Source organism: Micromonospora sp. WMMD734 (assembly GCF_049178975.1).
GTDB classification, from domain to species: Bacteria; Actinomycetota; Actinomycetes; order Mycobacteriales; family Micromonosporaceae; genus Micromonospora; species Micromonospora wenchangensis.
In genome coordinates, this window is record NZ_JBMHMK010000001.1 from 1781544 (window position 1) to 1797731 (window position 16188).

A 16188-nucleotide genomic window follows, 5' to 3' on the forward strand; every position below is an offset into this window, starting at 1 on the left:
CGAGGTGGGACGCTTCGTCCTGCGGCGGCTGCTCCAGTCGGTCGTCGTCCTGCTCGGGGTGACCCTGGTGGTCTTCCTGCTGCTGCAACTGGTCCCCGGCGACCCGGTCCGGGTCTCCCTGGGCACCCGCTTCGACCAGCAGACCTACGACGCGCTGCGGGAACGCTCCGGGCTGGACCGCCCGCTGGTCGTGCAGTACCTCAGCTACGTCGGCAACGCCCTCACCGGTGACCTCGGGGTGAGCTTCCGCAGTGGCCGGCCGGTCACCACGATCGTGCTGGAACGGCTGCCGGCCACCGGATCCCTGGCGGTGACCGCCGTGCTGCTCGCCCTGCTCGTCGCCTTCCCGCTCGGGGTGCTCTCCGCGGTGCGCAGCGGATCGTTCGTCGACCACGCCGCCCGGGTGTTCAGCCAGTTCGGCGTCTCCGTCCCCGACTTCTGGACGGGCATCATGGGCATCCTGCTCTTCGCCGGGGTGCTCGGCTGGCTGCCCCCGTCGGGGTACGTGCCGCTCACCGACGACCCGGTGGGCTGGGCCTCGCACGTGGCGTTGCCCGCCGCCGCCGTCGGCCTGGTCACCGCCTCCATCCTCACCCGGTTCATCCGGTCCTCGGTGCTGGAGGTGCTCGCCGAGGACTACGTCCGCACCGCCGAGGCCAAGGGGCTGCGCCCCCGGGTGGTGGTCGTGCGGCACGTGCTGCGCAACGCGCTGATCCCGGTGGTCACCGTGGTCGGGGTGCAGGTGGCCAGCCTGATCGGCGGGGTGATCGTGATCGAGGTGCTGTTCGCCTGGCCGGGCGTCGGCCGGCTCACCTACGACGCCGTCCAGGCCCGCGACTATCCGGTGCTGCAGGGCGCGGTGCTCTTCGTGGCCACCCTGTTCCTGCTGGTGAACCTGCTGGTGGATGTCCTCTACGCCCGCCTCGACCCGAGGATCACGCTGCGATGAGCGCCGGGGACCGGGCGTCGACCCCCGCCGCCCTGCCGCCTGTCGACCAGGTCGACGACCGCCCGTCGGCAGCGGCCGTCGAGGCGGGTGCGCTGGCCGCGCTGCGGCACGACCCGCCGGCCGTCGCCGGCACGGTGGTGCTGCTGGTCCTGCTGGTCGTCGGGCTGGCCGGGCAGTGGCTCGCGCCGGCCGGGATCAACGACGTGGACGTCGAGGAGATGCTGCGTCCACCCAGCGGCGCACACCCGTTCGGCACCGACGAACTGGGTCGCGACGTGCTCAGCCGGGTGCTGGTGGCGGCCCGGGTGTCGTTGCAGGTGGGCCTGGTCAGCGTCGGCATCGCCCTGGCCGTCGGGGTCACCGTCGGCCTGCTCGCCGGCTGGTACGGCGGCTGGGCGGACAACGTCCTCATGCGCGCCATGGACGTGCTGTTCGCCTTCCCGGTGCTGCTGCTCGCCGTGGCGATCGTCGCGGTCCTCGGCCCGGGGCTGGTCACCGCGATGACCGCCATCGGGGTGGTCTACACCCCGATCTTCGCCCGGGTGACCCGGGGGAGTGTGCTGGCCGTACGGGAGCAGGTCTTCGTCCGGGCCGCCGTCTCCATCGGCACCTCCGACCTGCGCATCCTGCGCCGGCACGTGCTGCCCAACATCGCCGCCCCGCTGATCGTGCAGACCTCGCTGTCGTTGGCGTTCGCGATCCTGTCCGAGGCGGCGCTGTCCTTCCTCGGATTGGGCGTCCAGCCTCCCGCGCCGGCCTGGGGCCGGATGCTCTACGACGGGCGCGGGTTCGTCACCGACGCCTGGTGGCTGGGGTTCTTCCCCGGCGCGGCGATCTTCCTGACCGTGTTGGCGTTCAACCTGGTCGGGGACGCCCTGCGTGACGTGCTCGACCCCCGCCAGCTCACCGTCGGCGAAGCCCGCAGGAGCACCCGATGAGCGCACCCGCCGTACCGTCGCCCCGGGTCGCCGGGGACACGCCGGTGCTGGAGATCAGCGACCTGACGGTCACCCTCGGCACCCGCAACGGCCCGGCCCGCGCGGTCGCGGGAGTCGACTGGTCGGTGGCCCCCGGCGAGACCCTCGCCCTGGTCGGGGAGTCCGGCAGCGGCAAGAGCATGACCGTGCTCGCCGCCACCGGGCTGGCCCCGCGTTCCGCCACCGTCACCGGCCGGGTCCGGCTGCTGGGCCGGGACCTGACCGACATGTCCGGGTCGGACCGTCGCCGGTGGCGGGGCCGGCACGTCGGTTTCGTCTTCCAGGACCCGATGACCACACTCAACCCGGTGCTGACCGTCGGCCGGCAGGTCGCCGAGGCGTGCGAGGAACACCTCGGGATGAGCCGGCGGCAGGCCCGATCCCGCGCCGTCGAGCTGCTCGACCTGGTCGGTATCCCGGCACCCGGGCGGAGGGTGGACGCCCACCCGCACGAGTTCTCCGGCGGGATGCGGCAACGGGTCGTCATCGCGATGGCGCTGGCCTGCGAACCGGCCCTGCTCATCGCCGACGAGCCGACCACCGCGTTGGACGTCACCACCCAGGCGCAGATCGTGGAACTCGTCGCCGACCTGCGCCGCCGGCTCGGCACGGCGGTCGTCTGGATCACCCACGACCTCGGGGTCGTGGCGGGGATCGCCGACACGGTAGCGGTGATGTACGGGGGCCGGATCGTCGAGCAGGGCCCGGTCGACGCGGTCCTCGTCGCGCCGGGGCACCCGTACACCCGGGCCCTGCTGGCGGCCCGGCCCCGGCCCGGCGCGGCGGGGGAGGAACTGGCGGCGATCCCGGGTGCGCCGCCCAGCCCACTCGACCTGCCGCCCGGGTGCGCGTTCTGGCCCCGCTGCCCGGTACGCGGGGACGCCCGCTGCGCCCACGAGCTGCCCCCGCTGGTCCCGATCACCCCCGCCCACCTGGTGCGCACCTTCTGTCCCACAGTCGCCGGGGACGACCCGGACCAGGCCGTCCCGGAGGACCGATGAGCACGGGAACCATCGCCGAACTCGACGACCTCACCGTCTGGTTCCCCAATCCCGGTGGCCCGCCGGTGCGGGCGGTGGACGGGGTGTCGCTGACCGTACGGGCGGGCGAGACCCTGGGCCTGGTGGGGGAGTCCGGCAGCGGCAAGTCGACAACTGGCCTGGCGTTGCTGCGGCTGGTGGCCCCGACCGGCGGCCGGATCGTCGTCGGCGGCCAGGACGTCACCGGCTGGTCGCGTCGCCGGTTGCGCGGGCTGCGTCGCCGGGTGGCCATGGTCTTCCAGGACCCGCAGGCGTCGCTGGACCCGCGCCGCACGGTCGGCGCGAGCATCGCCGAACCGTTGGTGGTGCACCGGCTGGCCCCCTCGGCGCAGGCCCGCCGGGACCGGGTCGTCGAACTGCTCGACCTGGTGGGCCTGCGACCGGAGACGGCCGGCCGGCACCCGCACGAGCTGTCCGGCGGGCAACGCCAGCGGGTCGGCATCGCCCGCGCGTTGGCCGGGGAACCCGACCTGATCGTCCTCGACGAACCGATCGCGTCGCTCGACCTGAGCGTGCAGGCACAGATCATGAACCTGCTCCGGCGGCTGCAGCGGGACCTCGGGCTCACCTACCTGTTCATCGCGCACGACCTGGCCGCCGTGGAACACCTCAGTGACCGGATCGCGGTGATGTACCTGGGCCGGATCGTGGAGACCGGCACCCCGGCGCAGCTGTGGCGGGAGCCGGCCCACCCCTACACGGCGGCGCTGCTGTCGGCGGTCCCGGTGGCCGACCCCCGGGTGGAACGGAACCGGCGGCGGATCATCCTCACCGGTGACCTGCCCAGCCCGACCGACCCGCCGAGCGGTTGCCGGTTCCGCACCCGCTGCCCGCAGGCGCGTCCCGCCTGCGCCGACACCGACCCGCCCCCGGTCGAGGTGACCCCCGGCCACCGGGCCGCGTGCCTGTTCGCCGGGGAGGCGGTACGCGCCATGCGCGCCGACCCACCCGCCGACGGACCCCGGTAGCGGCGGGTCAGGCGGCGCGCGTCGGTAACGGCACGGCGGGCGGCGGCAATCCCTTCCCCCGTCGTCGCCGCCCGGTCGGCGGCCCCTGGACAGCGCGGACGCCTGCCGGTCGGGTCGGCAGCGGCACGACGACGGCCAGCCGTCGGGCGGCCCGCCCCGGCAGCGCCGTCGGTCGTCCGGCCCCGGCCGGCGTCCACGCCGGCCGCCCACCCTCGGCGTGCCCGGACCACAGGCGTGGCCCGTGACGCCTGGCGGTCCCGGCCCCGGCCGCTCGCGGCCGGGATTCCCGGTCGGGTCCGCCGCCAGCCGTGGCATGACCCGTGCCGACCCCCGTGGCCAGGCTGCGCGGGAGGTGCCCGACCACCCCGGCCGCAGCCGCCGCCCGGCCCGCCCCGGGCCGCTGACCGGCGGACCCCGCGCGGTGGGCCCGGCCGGTGGGCCCGGCCCGGCGGCCCGGTGCCGCCGCCCGGGTGGCCCCGGCCTGCTGGCCCGGTGCGGCCCGGTGCGCGGGCGTCACCCGCCCCGAGACCCCGACCCGCCAGGTCACTGCGACCCGTCCGGCGACGGTGCCGACCGGTCCGGCGGTCCCGGCCCGTGCGGTACCGGTGCCGGCCTGCCCGGCGGACGCGGCCCGGCGGGTGAAGTCGGCGCGGACCGAGCGGGGCAACCGGTCGGACGCGCAGCGCCGCAGGGCCGGGTCGGCCACCACCAGCCCGCCCCGGGCCGAAGGCGTCAGGAGGCCGGCGTCGGTGAGCCGGCGCAGCGCCCCGGCGACCCGCTCCGGTGCCCAGCCGAGCAGCACGGCCACGGCCGGGGCGGTGACCGGCACGTCGAGCGTCGCGGCGGCCATCAGCACCGCCCGGTGGACGCCGTCGCACCGGTCCAACCGGGCGGCGGCGCGCCGACGCAGCGACTCGGGCAGCGCCGGCTCCACCACCGGGCCGGCCGGCGGACCACCGCCCGGGTGCGGGCGGGGCACCGCCTCGACGTAGGCGGCGGCGTGGCCGGGCCGGCCGGCGACCAGCGGCAGCAGGCGGGCGGCGGCCGCAGCCGGCCGGCCGGAGTCGACGAGCAGCCGACGCAGCAACCGGCCGGTGTGCAGGGCGCCCAGCGGGGCCAGCACGACCCGGTGCCGGCCGGCCGGCGCGGGCAGCGGGTCGGTGCGGTCCGGCCGGTGGGTGGCCAGCACCGCCAGCGGCAGGCCGCGGTCGGTCGCGGCGGCGAACAGCGCGTGCAGGAACCGTCCCAGCTGCGGGGCCGCCCGGTCCAGGTCGTCCACGCCGACCACCACCGGCCGGCGGGCGGCCAGGGCGAGCAGGATCCGGCGTACCGCCGCCGCCCCGGCGACCGCCGACCGGTCCGGTGCGTCCAACAGCGCGGCGAGCGCCGCCACGGTCGGCCCGACCTGGCCCGCCGGGACCAGCCCGTCGACCAGGGCGGCCAGCCGGGGGCGGACCGCGACCGGCGGGTCGCCGGCGGGCAGCCCCGCCAGGTCCCGTAGCAGCTCCGCGACCGGTCCGAACACCTGCTCCGGGTACGGCGGGCAGTGCGCCACCGCCCAGCGCACCGCCCGGCCGTCGACCTCGGGCAGCCGGTGGCGCAGCTCGGCCAGCAACCGGCTGCGGCCGATCCCGTCCGGGCCGGTGAGGGCCACCCACCGTGGACGATGCTCACGGACCGCCCGGGTGAGCTGGTCCAGGACGGTGGCGACCTCCCGGCGTCGACCGATCAGCGGGCCGTCGTGCCGGACCGGCAGGTGGCGGGTCGGCCGGGTGACCCGCCAGACGTCCACCGGCAGCGCCTTGCCGGTGAGGCTGGCCGGGGCGAGGGCGTGCTGGTCGACCAGGCCGGCGGTGGCCCGGTGGGTGGCCGCGCAGACGACGACACCGCCTGCCGGGGCGTACTCCTGGATGCGGGCGGCGGTGGTGAGGACCGCGCCGGAGGCCATGCCGTGCCCACCTTCGCGGGCGGCGGCCAGGTCGACCACCGCCTCGCCGGTGGCGACCCCGACCCGGACCCGCAGCGTCACCCCGCCGGGCAGCGTCCGCCGGTCCAGCGCGGCCTGGATCTCCAGGGCCGCCCGCACCGCCCGGTAGCCGTCCAACCCGTCGGAGGTACGCGCCCCGAACAATGCCATCACCGCGTCGCCCACGTACTTCTCCACCGTGCCCTGCCAGCGGCGCAGCACCCCGGCGACGGTGTCGAAATAGGCGAACTGCACCGCCCGGACGTCCTCCGGGTCGAGCCGTTCGGTCAACCCGGTCGACCCGACGATGTCGGCGAAGAGGACGGTCAGGGTACGCCGCTCCTGCGGCACCGGCCAGGGCGTCGCGGTGGCGTCTTCCCGACCGGTGCCGACCGTGGACAGTGGCATCACACCCACCCCTTTCCTGCGCGGTGCTGCTGATGACGACGATCGGAGACTGTCACCACCGGGCTGACGGGGGATCTGCCGAACGACGTATGTCTGCCGCTCGCCGCCTTTAGTCGCAATGTCGACGCGAGAGGTACCAATGCCGGATCAATCCCGTAGAACGGTGCGGGAACCTGTGACTAGGCTGCGGACATGGCCAGCGATGTGGACAGCGCACCGCTCGTCGGCCGCGCCGACCAGCTGGCGGTGCTGCGCGCCGCGCTCCACGACGAGATCGGCCCCGGGCAGACCGCCGCCGTCTTCGTCACCGGTGAGAGCGGGGTGGGCAAGACCCGGTTGCTCACCGAGGCTGCGGCGCGGCTGCGGGACGCGGGAGCGGTGGTGCTCACCGGCTCCTGCCTGGACATCGGCGACGCCTCCCCGCTGCACCCGGTGCTCCAGGCGTTACGCCGTTTCGACGCCGACCTCACCGCCGGCCAGGCCCGCACCTCGTCGGCGGTGCGGGGTCTGCTGCGGACGTTCGCCGCGGACAGCGGCGGCGCGGACAGCGCCGGGGCGCTGCTGGAACGGGTCTCCCGGGGGCTGAGCCTGATCGCCGAGGGCCGTCCGCTGGTGCTCGTCCTCGACGACCTGCAGTGGGTGGACCGGACCACCCGGCAACTCCTGCTCTATCTACTCGCCGGCCTGGGCGAACTGCAACTGTCGGTGCTGGCGGCGGTCCGGGCCGAGTCGTTGCAGGGGGCCCACCCGCTGCGCCGGGTGCTCACCGAGCTACGTCGGTTGCGGTCGGTGCGGGTGCTCGACCTGGCCCCCCTCGACCGGACCGGCACCGACCTGCTGGCCGCCCGGATCGTCGGCGCGCCGCTCGCCCCGGAGGCCGCCGACCAGGTCTGGCAGCGCAGCGGCGGCAACCCGTTCGTGGTCGAGGAACTGGCCCGTGACCTGCGCGACGGCCGCGACGGGCTGTCCGACACGCTGCGCGAGATCTTCCTGTCCCGGGTGGACGCGCTGCCCCGGCACGCGCACGCCGCGGTGCACGCGGTGGCGGCGGGCGTCGAACCGGTCGAACACTGGCTGCTGGCCGAGGTGCTCGGCCTGCCCGAGGCCGAACTCATCGAGGCGCTGCGTGAGGCGGTCGCCCACCGGCTGCTCGTCGGCGCGGACGACGGCTACCGGCTGCGGCACCGGCTGGTCGCCGAGGTGCTCGCCCACGAGCTGCTCCCGGCGGAACGCGCCGGCCTGCACCGCCGCTACGCCGAGGCGCTCACCCGGGCTCCGGCGGAGCTGCACCAGGCCCGGCTGGCCCACCACTGGCGGCTGGCCGGTGAACCCGGTCGGGCCCTGCCGGCGGCGATGGCCGCCGCCCGGGAGGCCGAACGGCTGCACGGTTTCGCCGAGGCGCACCGACACTGGACGGCGGCGTTGCAGTTGGCCGCCACACCGGTCACCGGGCCGGCGGACGCCCCACCCGAGGTGGACCGGACGGCGCTGCTGGAGCGGGCCGCCGAGGCCGCCCACAAGAGCGGCGAGCACGCCCGCGCGCTGTCCCTGCTGGCCGAGCTGACCGGGGGTGAGCCGCTCGACCCGTCCTGCGCGGTACGTATCCAACGGGCCCGCTACCTGGCCGCCGCCGGCCGGTCCGCCCCCGCCGAGGCGGAGTACCGCAGCGTGCTGGAGTCCGTCGACTGCACCGCCCGGGAACGGGCCGCCGCCGCCGCCCAACTGGCCCACCTGCTGGTCCTGCAGGGCCGGTACGCCGATGCCGGACAGCGCGCCCGTACGGCGTTGGAGCTGGCCGCGTCCGTCGAGGGCAGTACCACGGAGGTGGTGCTGGCCAGCTCCGCGCTGGGCTTCAGCGAGGCGTTCCTGGAGGACCCGGACGCCGGCCTGGCCGTGGTGCGTCGGGCCCTGGAGACCGCCGAACGCTCCGGCGGCCCGGAGGACGTGGCCTGCGCGTACCTGCACCTGGCGGAGCTGCTGACCGGGCCGCTGAACATCCTCGAGGAGGGTGTGGTGGTGGCCCGCCGGGGTGCCGAGCGGGTCGCCGAGTTGGGCCTGGGCCGCACCTACGAGACCCGGCTGCTGGCCATCGCCACCAACGGGCTGTTCCGGGTCGGCCAGTGGGCGGAGGCGGAGAAGGTGGTCGCGGCGGCGCTGCGGCACCGCCCGTCCGGCGCCGACGCGGTCGAGCTGCTGCTGGCCCGCTGCCGGCTCTCCGTCGGGTACGGCGACGTCGCCGCGTCCGACCGGGACCTGGAGGCGGTGGCGACGATGCTGGCCGGCGGTGGCGCGCCCCGGCACGTCCTGCCGATGCTGATCCTGCGGGCCGGGTTGGCGATGTGGCAGGGCCGGCACGACGTGGCCCGGCAGGCCGTGCAGCGGGGCCTGACCGAGAGCCGCTCCGACGACGTGGTGCTGCTGGGCACGCTGGCCTGGCACGGGCTGCGCGCGGAGGCGGAGGCACACGCGAGCCGTACCGTGGCGGTCGACGAGACTGCCCTCCGCCGGCTGCGTGACGCGGTCGACCGGGTGGCGGCCAAGAGCGCGACGGCCGCCGGGCCGGTACGGGTCATCGCCGACGGTTTCCTGGCGTTGTGCACGGCCGAGCTGAGTCGCCTCGACGGCCGGGGCGACCCGGACGCCTGGGCCCGGTCGGCGGCCGAGTGGGACAGGCGCAACCACCCCTACCCGGCGGCCTACTCCCGGCTGCGGCAGGCCGAGGCGTTGCTGGCCCGGCGCAGCCGCAGCGGTGCGGCGAGCACCCTGCTGCGGCAGGCCCACGAGATGGCGTCGAGTCTGGGTGCGGTGCCGCTGACCAGCGAGATCCGGACGCTGGCCGGCCGGGCGCGGGTGGAACTGACCGGGCGGGTCCTGCCTGCGGGGCGGGTCCCGACGCCCCGCACGGGCGGCTCCCGGTCGCCGGGCGCGGGTAGCCGCCGTGCCGTCGCAGCGGGGGAGGCCGCCGTGCCGCCCGGGCCCGACGAGCTGGCCCTGCTGACCGCGCGGGAACGGGAGGTGCTCGCCGCGGTGGCCGAAGGGTTGACCAACAGGGAGATCGGCCAGCGGCTGTTCATCAGCGAACGCACCATCGGCGTGCACGTGTCGCACATCTTCGACAAGCTCCAGGTGCGGACCAGGGTCCAGGCCAGCGCCATCCACCTGCGTAACCGGGGCGAGTGAGCGTACGTCCGACGCGGGCGAATACGTCGTTCTACTGATCCCCGCTGCGGCCGGGGCTGACAGGCTGTCTCTCGGAAACGACGGCGCGGCGCTGCCCCGACCACTGTGGAGGAGACATGACGGAACCGGTCTGGGGGCCCGTCCACGCGGACATCGTCGATCTCCTCGCCGACCACCCGGAGGACGTCCCGGCGGTGGTCGACCACCTCACCAAGCTCCAGGACCTGCTGGTGCGGCTGCCGCCGCTGGAGCGCAGCTGCCCGCTCGCCGACTTCAACCGGCTGTACCTGACCATCACCAGCCGGGTGCTGGAGGGGCTCTACGACGACTACTTCGCCGACCCGGTGTTCCTGTCCCGGCTGGACGTGGAGTTCGCCGCCCGCTACTTCGACGCGATGCGGCTGTGGACCGAGTCCAGCCCGACCACCCCGCGCGCCTGGGCGTGCCTGTTCAAGCGGATGCGTGGCCCGGACGCCCGGCCGTTGCCGTCGGCGGCGGCGGGGGTGAACGCGCACATCAACTTCGACCTGCCGTTCGCCCTGGTGACCACGTTCGACCACCTGGAGTCCGAGCCGGTGGACGGCACCGAACAGCACCGCGACTACCTCAAGATCAACGACATCTTCGCCGACAAGATCCCGTCGCTGCGGCGGGGTTACCTGGAGCGGTGGCAACTGCTCCTGGACATGCTCAATGGCGACATCGACGACTGGTACCAGGGCGAGCTGGTCGAATACACCAGGGACGTGGCCTGGCGCAACGCGCAGAAGATCTGGCGTTGCCGGCACGATCCGCAGGCCCGAGACGGCGAGCGCACCCGGCTGGACGACAATGCCGCTGCGCTCGGCCGGCTGCTGCTGTCACCGCTGGGGGCGTTCCTGCAGTAGCAGCCGGGACGGGGGGTCCCCGCGCCCCGGGAAACCGGGGCGCGGGGACGCGTCCGTTGCGCCAGGATGACCGGATGCGCCCGACCGAGGAACCGCTGCCCGGCAACGTCACCACCGGCGTGGTGCGGGTCGGCGACACCGTCCGCCGGCCGGTCGGCCCGTGGACCGACGCCGTCGACGCCCTGCTGACCCACCTGCGCGCCGTCGGCTTCGACGGCGCGCCCCGGCCGCTGGGCCGCGACGAGCAGGGCCGGCAGGTGCTGGAGTACGTGCCGGGGGAGCCGGGCCACCCCTCGGGGCTCTACCCGACGGCGGACCTGCCCTCGATCGGCCGGCTGCTGGCCGACCTGCACCGTGCCACCGCCGGGTTCGTGCCCCCCGAACCGGCCCGCTGGCAGGTGCCGATCCGCCCCGACGGCACGGACCTGATCTGCCACCACGACCCCGCCCCCTGGAACCTGGTCCGCGCCCCCCGGGGCTGGGTGCTGATCGACTGGGACGGTGCCGGCCCCGGCACCCGCCGCTGGGAGTTGGCGTACGCCGCGCAGGCCATGGCGGGGATGCGCCCCGACCGGCCGGTGCCCGACTCGGCCCGCCGGCTGCGCGCCCTGGTCGACGGGTACGACCTGCCGGCGGCGGACCGGCCCGCGCTCGCCGCGACCCTCGGCCCCCGGGCGCGGGCCATGTACGACCTGCTGTGCGACGGTGCCCGGCGTGGTGTGCAGCCCTGGGCCCGGATCCACGCCGAGGACGGCCCCTACTGGCGGTCCGTCGCCGCCCACCTGTCGGCGCACGTCGACGACTGGACCCGCGCGCTGGCATGACCCTGCGGGCCGGCGGGGTGTCGGACGTCCCGCCCGGGGTACCCGTCGGTCATGCCCGCACACCGGTTCGCGTTCCGGTTCGATCCGCCGTTCCGGGTGCCGTTGGCGCTGCTCGGCATCCGGCCGCAGACCTGCGACGTGCTGCTCGACGATGCGGAACTGGTGATCCGGTTCGGCCGCTGGCGGCTGCGGACCGGCCGGGCGAACGTGGTCGACGCCCGGCGCGGCGGGCCGTACCGCTGGTGGCGGGCCGTCGGGCCGCACCTGTCCCTGGCCGACCGGGGGGTCACCTTCGGCACCGGCACCACGGCCGGGGTGTGCCTGCGGTTCGGTACGCCGGTGCCGGCGCTGGCCCCCGGCCGGTGGCTGCGCCATCCGGCGGCCACCGTGACGGTGACCGACCCGGACGCCCTGCTGGCGGCCCTGCACGGCATCCCGGTCGACCGGCCCGGTCCCGCCTGACTGCCCGCCTTCCCCTGTTCCGGCCGGTCCGCCCGACCCCGGCTTCCCCTGTTCCGGCCGGCCGGACCGCCTCCAGCGCCTACCGTCGGGGACAGGGGACACGAGGGCGGTCGGCGGATGGCGGACGGGCGGGACGGGACGCGGGGACGGCGGCCCCGGGAACGACGGGGGAACGCGCCGCCACGGGGGCACGGACGGGCGCTGCGCGAGGCCCGGGACGCCGGCCAGGGTGAGCGCACCCGACCCGGGCCGGTGGGCCTGCCGGAGTGCGTGAACAGTCACGCCCGGCCGGCCCGGCCCGGTGGCGCGCTGCGCCGGTGGCTGTTCGCGTACCGGGTGCAGCCGGTCGGCCCGGAGACCGAGGAGGGCAGCCAGCGTCGGCATCCCTGGTGGCAGGTGATGTGCCTGACCGGGGTCGACTACTTCTCGACCCTGTCCTACCTGCCGGGCATCGCGGCGCTGGCCGCCGGGGCGCTCTCCCCGCTGGCCACCCTGCTGATCGTGGCGCTGACCCTGCTCGGGATGCTGCCGATGTACCGGCGGGTCGCCCGGGAGAGCCCGCACGGGCAGGGCTCGGTGGCGATGCTGGAACGGCTGCTGCCGTTCTGGCGGGGCAAGATCTTCGTCCTGGTGCTGCTCGGGTTCGTCGCCACCTCATGGATCATCACGATCACCCTCTCCGCCGCCGACGCCACGGTGCACCTGCTGGAGAACCCGTACCTGCCGTCGTCGGCACCGCACGGCGAGGGGGTGGCCGTGCTGGTGACGGTGGCGCTGCTGCTCGTCCTCGGCGGGGTGTTCCTGCTCGGGTTCAGCGAGGCGGTGCTGGTGGCCGTACCCCTGGTGGTGGTCTTCCTCGGTCTCAACGCGGTGATCGTGGCCGACGGCCTGGCCGGGATCGCCGCCGACCCGGGCACCGTGCGGAACTGGACGGCCGCCCTGACCGCCGGGGGTTCCGGCGTGGGTGACCTGGTCGGCCCGGCGGTGCTGGCCTTCCCGCTGCTGGTCCTCGGCCTGTCCGGCTTCGAGACGGGGGTGAGCATGATGCCCCTGGTACGCGGGGCGGGCGAGGACCGTGGGCAGCGGCTGGCCGCGCGGATCCGCAACACCCGCCGGCTGCTCACCGCCGCCGCGCTGATCATGTCGGTGTACCTGCTGACCACCACGTTCGTCACCACCGTCCTGATCCCGCCCCGGGAGTTCCAGCCGGGCGGCGCGGCGAACGGCCGGGCGCTGGCCTGGCTGGCCCACGCCCGGCTCGGCGAGGGGTTCGGCACGCTCTACGACATCAGCAGCGTGCTGATCCTCTGGTTCGCCGGGGCGTCGGCGATGGCCGGCCTGATCAACATCGTGCCGCGCTACCTACCGTCGTACGGGATGGCGCCGGAGTGGGGGCGGGCGGTCCGGCCGGTGGTGCTGGTCTACACCCTGATCAGCATCGTCATCACCGTCGCCTTCCGGGCCGACGTCAACGCCCAGGCCGGCGCGTACGCCACCGGCATCCTGGCGATGATGGTCTCCGGCGCGGTGGCGGTGACCATCGCGACCGTCCGGGCCCGGCACCGGTTCGCCGCCGCCGGCTTCGCGCTGCTCACCGCCGTGCTGCTCTACGCGCTGACCGAGAACGTCATCGAGAAACCCGACGGGCTCGCCATCTCCGGCATGTTCATCGCCGGCATCGTGGTGGTGTCGCTGATCTCCCGGATCACCCGGACCACCGAGCTGCGCACCGAACGGATCGAGTTCGACGAGCCGGCCCGACGGTTCGTCGCCGAGTCGCTGGCCCACGACGGCCGGCTGCACCTGATCGCCCACAAACGCGACAGCGGCGCGCTCAAGGAGTACCGGGTCAAGGAGCGGGCACAGCGGGGGATGAACCCGGTGCCGGGCGCCTCCGACGTGCTCTTCCTCGAGATCGACGTGGTGGACCCGTCGGAGTTCAGCCAGGTGCTGTGGGTGCACGGGGTCGAGGTGGGCGGCTTCCGGGTGTTGCGGGCCAGCAGCCCGGCGGTGCCGAACGCGATCGCCGCCATCCTGCTGGCGCTGCGCGACGGCACGGGGGTCCGCCCGCACGCCCACTTCGAGTGGTCCGAGGGCAACCCCATCGCCCACCTGCTGCGCTACCTGATCCTCGGTCGGGGCGACACCCCGCCCGTGGTCCGCGAGATCATCCGCAAGAGCGAACCCGACCCCTCCCGCCGCCCCGGCATCCACGTAGGCGCCTGACCCACACCCCGGCCCGTGCTCCCTCGCCCCCCGCCCCGCCCCGCCCCTGCCCCGCCCCTGCCCCGCCGCTGTGCCCCGCCCGTCCCCGGCTTTGCTCGGTGATCAAGAGGTTTGCGTCACCGGAGCACGCTTTTCTGACCGAAACCTCTTGATCACCGGTCCACAACCTCTTGATCACTGCATGACGGTTGTCGATGGAGGGGGAGAGGGTGGAGGAGTGGAGGGAGCTTGTGGGATGGGTTCCTAGGATGCTTAGGGGGTGTGGGGTGGCGGGCGTGGCTGGCGCGGGAGGGGGTGATCTGGAGCGGACATGACGCGGCCCGCGCCCCGAGGGGTGGGCGCGGGCCGGGGAGCTGCGGCTTACTTCGACGGCTCGGGGAGCTTGCAGTCGATCTTCGGGTTGGCGCCGATGTAGTTGAGCGGCCCGGCCACGATCGTCACCAGGATCGTGCCGGCCTCGGCACAGTTGGTGTCGTCGTTCCCGTAATAGCCCCGCTGACCAGCGGCGATAGCGCCGATGACCAGCCAGATGACGACGATGACTCCGAGGATCGACGTACCGCGCATGGGGGTGCCTCCCGGCTTGTGTGATGTTCGAGGTGACGCCCATGTACCCCATGGCCGGGACCGGGTAAACGGTATTCCGGAACGGTCAGCGCTATGGTGCACAATTCACCGACGGTGGTCACCGCGTACCGGACGACGGCGAGGGCTGGTGGACACGCCTCGCACGTGTCCACCAGCCCTCGCCGTCGGTTCGGCGGTCAGTCCTGGCTGTCGGTGCCGGTCGGCGTCGGCAGCACCCGCTCGGCCTCGGCACCCGCACCGGCCAGCACCTGTGCCTGCTGCGGCCAGGTGGCCAGGCTCGCGGTGGCGCGCAGCCCGGCGGCACGGATCGTCTCCCGCAGGCTCGTCTCGTCCAGCGCGGCGAGCTGCCGGTAGCTGCGGATGCCGGCAGCCTGGAGCGCTGCGGCCAGCTTCGGGCCGATCCCCTGGATACGCCGGAAGTCGTCCACCGGCTCGTCCTGCGCCGCCGCGACGTCGGGGACGGAGGCACCCGGTGAAACCGGGGCACCGTCCGAGGCGGGGGCACCGTCCGGAACCGGGGCTTGCTCCGGAACCGGGGCGCTGTCGGCGTCGGGGGTGCGTTGCGTCGGGATCACCGGCTCGGCGGCGACCGGGACGTCGTCCACGTCGGGCACTCGCGGTGAGGTGCGCTCGGACGCACCGGCCGGCTCGGCTTCCGCAACGCCGCCAGTCGGCTCGATCTCCGCAACGCCGGCCGGCTCCGCGACGCCGGCCGGGGTCGGCCCGTCGACCGGCGTCGGCTCATCGGCCGGGGTCGGCTCGTCAACCGGCGTCAGTTCATCAACCGGCGTCGACGCGACTGCCGGGGTCGGCTCACCGGCCGAGGCCGGCTCGTCAGCCGGGCCCGAAGCGTCAGCCGGGGCCGAGGTGTCATCCGGACCCGAGGTGTCATCCGGGCCCGAAGTGTCGGTCGGGGCCGAAGTGTCAGTCGGGGTGACGTCCGAGGCGGTGACCGGGGCCGTGGTGACCGGGGCCGTGGCGTCCGGCTCCGGGGCCACCGGGGCTGGTGCCGGCAGGTCGGCCGCCGCGCTGTCCGGGGTGTCCTCGACGGTGGTCCGGGGCGCGGGAACCGGCGCGGTGGTCTCATCGGTGACGCCGCTTCCGGGCGCGTCGTCGCGGGTGGTGCGGCCGGTCAGGTCGATGGTGGTGGGTTCGTCCGCGAGGTCCGGCAGGGGGGCGGTCCGGTCGGCGGCGACCGTGCTGGAGGTGCCGTTGACGGCGGCGTCCTCGACGTCGGCGGTGGAGGCGGCGGAGTCAGCGGCAGCGGAGGACTCGGCGGGGACGGCCGTGCCGGCAGCGGCGGCAGACCCGGTGGTGGTCGGGACGGGGTGGTCGGCGTCCGGCGCGACGCGCGGGGTGGGCTCGTCCACGACGGCGGCGGGTGCCGGGGAGGTGTCGAGGGTGGCGGCCGGGTGCGGGGCGTCGATCGTGGCGGCGGCCTTCTCCTCCGGGGAGAGCCCCACCACCGGGTCACCCTCCACGATGGGCGTGGCGGTGGTCGGCTTCTGCCGCCCCCACAGCGCCCAGCCTCCGGCCAGGCCCACCAGCAGAGCCAAGATCACGACGAGCCACTGCCCGACAGTTGACGGCACGGCTACCTCCCTATCGCGTATGTCGTTGAGATCGCGAGGAAAACGCGAAAACCCGCCGCAGCTTTGCATACGCGAATGTCGGACGACAGGGAGGACCACACCTCGTTGCGCAGGTGGAATG

General features: G+C 75.0%; 12 protein-coding genes. 9 read left to right on the forward strand and 3 right to left on the reverse strand.

Annotated elements, in window-relative coordinates; genetic code table 11:
• The first annotated feature begins 4 nt into the window (after window positions 1-4).
• The 4 genes from ACN267_RS07350 to ACN267_RS07365 are packed head-to-tail and all read left to right on the forward strand — an operon-like array spanning window position 5 to window position 3934.
• Window positions 5-949: an ABC transporter permease gene (locus ACN267_RS07350; protein WP_204960595.1), complete on the forward strand. Its 945-nt coding sequence runs from the start codon at window positions 5-7 to the stop codon at window positions 947-949.
• Complete coding sequence (locus tag ACN267_RS07355) at window positions 946-1887, forward strand: ABC transporter permease (protein ID WP_421488253.1); 942 nt, start codon at window positions 946-948, stop codon at window positions 1885-1887. Before ACN267_RS07350 ends, ACN267_RS07355 begins: the two co-directional genes overlap by 4 nt.
• Entirely contained in the window at window positions 1884-2927 is a 1044-nt protein-coding gene (locus ACN267_RS07360) for an ABC transporter ATP-binding protein (RefSeq protein ID WP_281897104.1), read from the forward strand. Before ACN267_RS07355 ends, ACN267_RS07360 begins: the two co-directional genes overlap by 4 nt.
• A complete protein-coding gene (locus tag ACN267_RS07365) occupies window positions 2924-3934 on the forward strand; it encodes an ABC transporter ATP-binding protein (RefSeq protein WP_421488254.1) in 1011 nt (336 codons plus the stop codon). The genes ACN267_RS07360 and ACN267_RS07365 overlap by 4 nt, the downstream gene beginning before the upstream one ends.
• Window positions 3935-3941: 7 nt before the next feature.
• On the opposite strand, the gene ACN267_RS07370 is transcribed toward ACN267_RS07365, so the two are convergent.
• Complete coding sequence (locus ACN267_RS07370) at window positions 3942-6308, reverse strand: AAA family ATPase (RefSeq protein WP_421488255.1); 2367 nt, start codon at window positions 6306-6308, stop codon at window positions 3942-3944.
• A 192-nt stretch (window positions 6309-6500) separates the two neighbouring features.
• On the opposite strand from ACN267_RS07370, the gene ACN267_RS07375 reads away from it, so the two are divergent.
• The 5 genes from ACN267_RS07375 (at window position 6501) to ACN267_RS07395 (ending at window position 13887) form a co-directional block, all read left to right on the forward strand.
• Window positions 6501-9488, forward strand: a complete 2988-nt coding sequence (locus ACN267_RS07375; RefSeq protein ID WP_421488256.1) for a helix-turn-helix transcriptional regulator — start codon at window positions 6501-6503, stop codon at window positions 9486-9488.
• Window positions 9489-9604: 116 nt separating this feature from the next.
• On the forward strand, window positions 9605-10375 hold the full coding sequence (locus ACN267_RS07380; RefSeq protein WP_204960600.1) for a DUF5995 family protein: 771 nt from the start codon (window positions 9605-9607) through the stop codon (window positions 10373-10375).
• A 74-nt stretch (window positions 10376-10449) separates the two neighbouring features.
• Window positions 10450-11199, forward strand: a complete 750-nt coding sequence (locus ACN267_RS07385; RefSeq protein WP_421488257.1) for a phosphotransferase — start codon at window positions 10450-10452, stop codon at window positions 11197-11199.
• A gap of 51 nt (window positions 11200-11250) precedes the next feature.
• The gene (locus ACN267_RS07390; RefSeq protein WP_421488258.1) at window positions 11251-11661 is read left to right on the forward strand and encodes a hypothetical protein; all 411 of its coding nucleotides are present in this window, start codon (window positions 11251-11253) and stop codon (window positions 11659-11661) included.
• A gap of 117 nt (window positions 11662-11778) precedes the next feature.
• The gene (locus ACN267_RS07395; RefSeq protein ID WP_421488259.1) at window positions 11779-13887 is read left to right on the forward strand and encodes an amino acid transporter; all 2109 of its coding nucleotides are present in this window, start codon (window positions 11779-11781) and stop codon (window positions 13885-13887) included.
• A gap of 360 nt (window positions 13888-14247) precedes the next feature.
• On the opposite strand, the gene ACN267_RS07400 is transcribed toward ACN267_RS07395, so the two are convergent.
• Entirely contained in the window at window positions 14248-14454 is a 207-nt protein-coding gene (locus ACN267_RS07400; RefSeq protein ID WP_204960603.1) for a hypothetical protein, read from the reverse strand.
• Window positions 14455-14651: 197 nt separating this feature from the next.
• The gene (locus ACN267_RS07405) at window positions 14652-16067 is read right to left on the reverse strand and encodes a hypothetical protein (RefSeq protein WP_421488260.1); all 1416 of its coding nucleotides are present in this window, start codon (window positions 16065-16067) and stop codon (window positions 14652-14654) included.
• Window positions 16068-16188 lie beyond the last annotated feature (121 nt).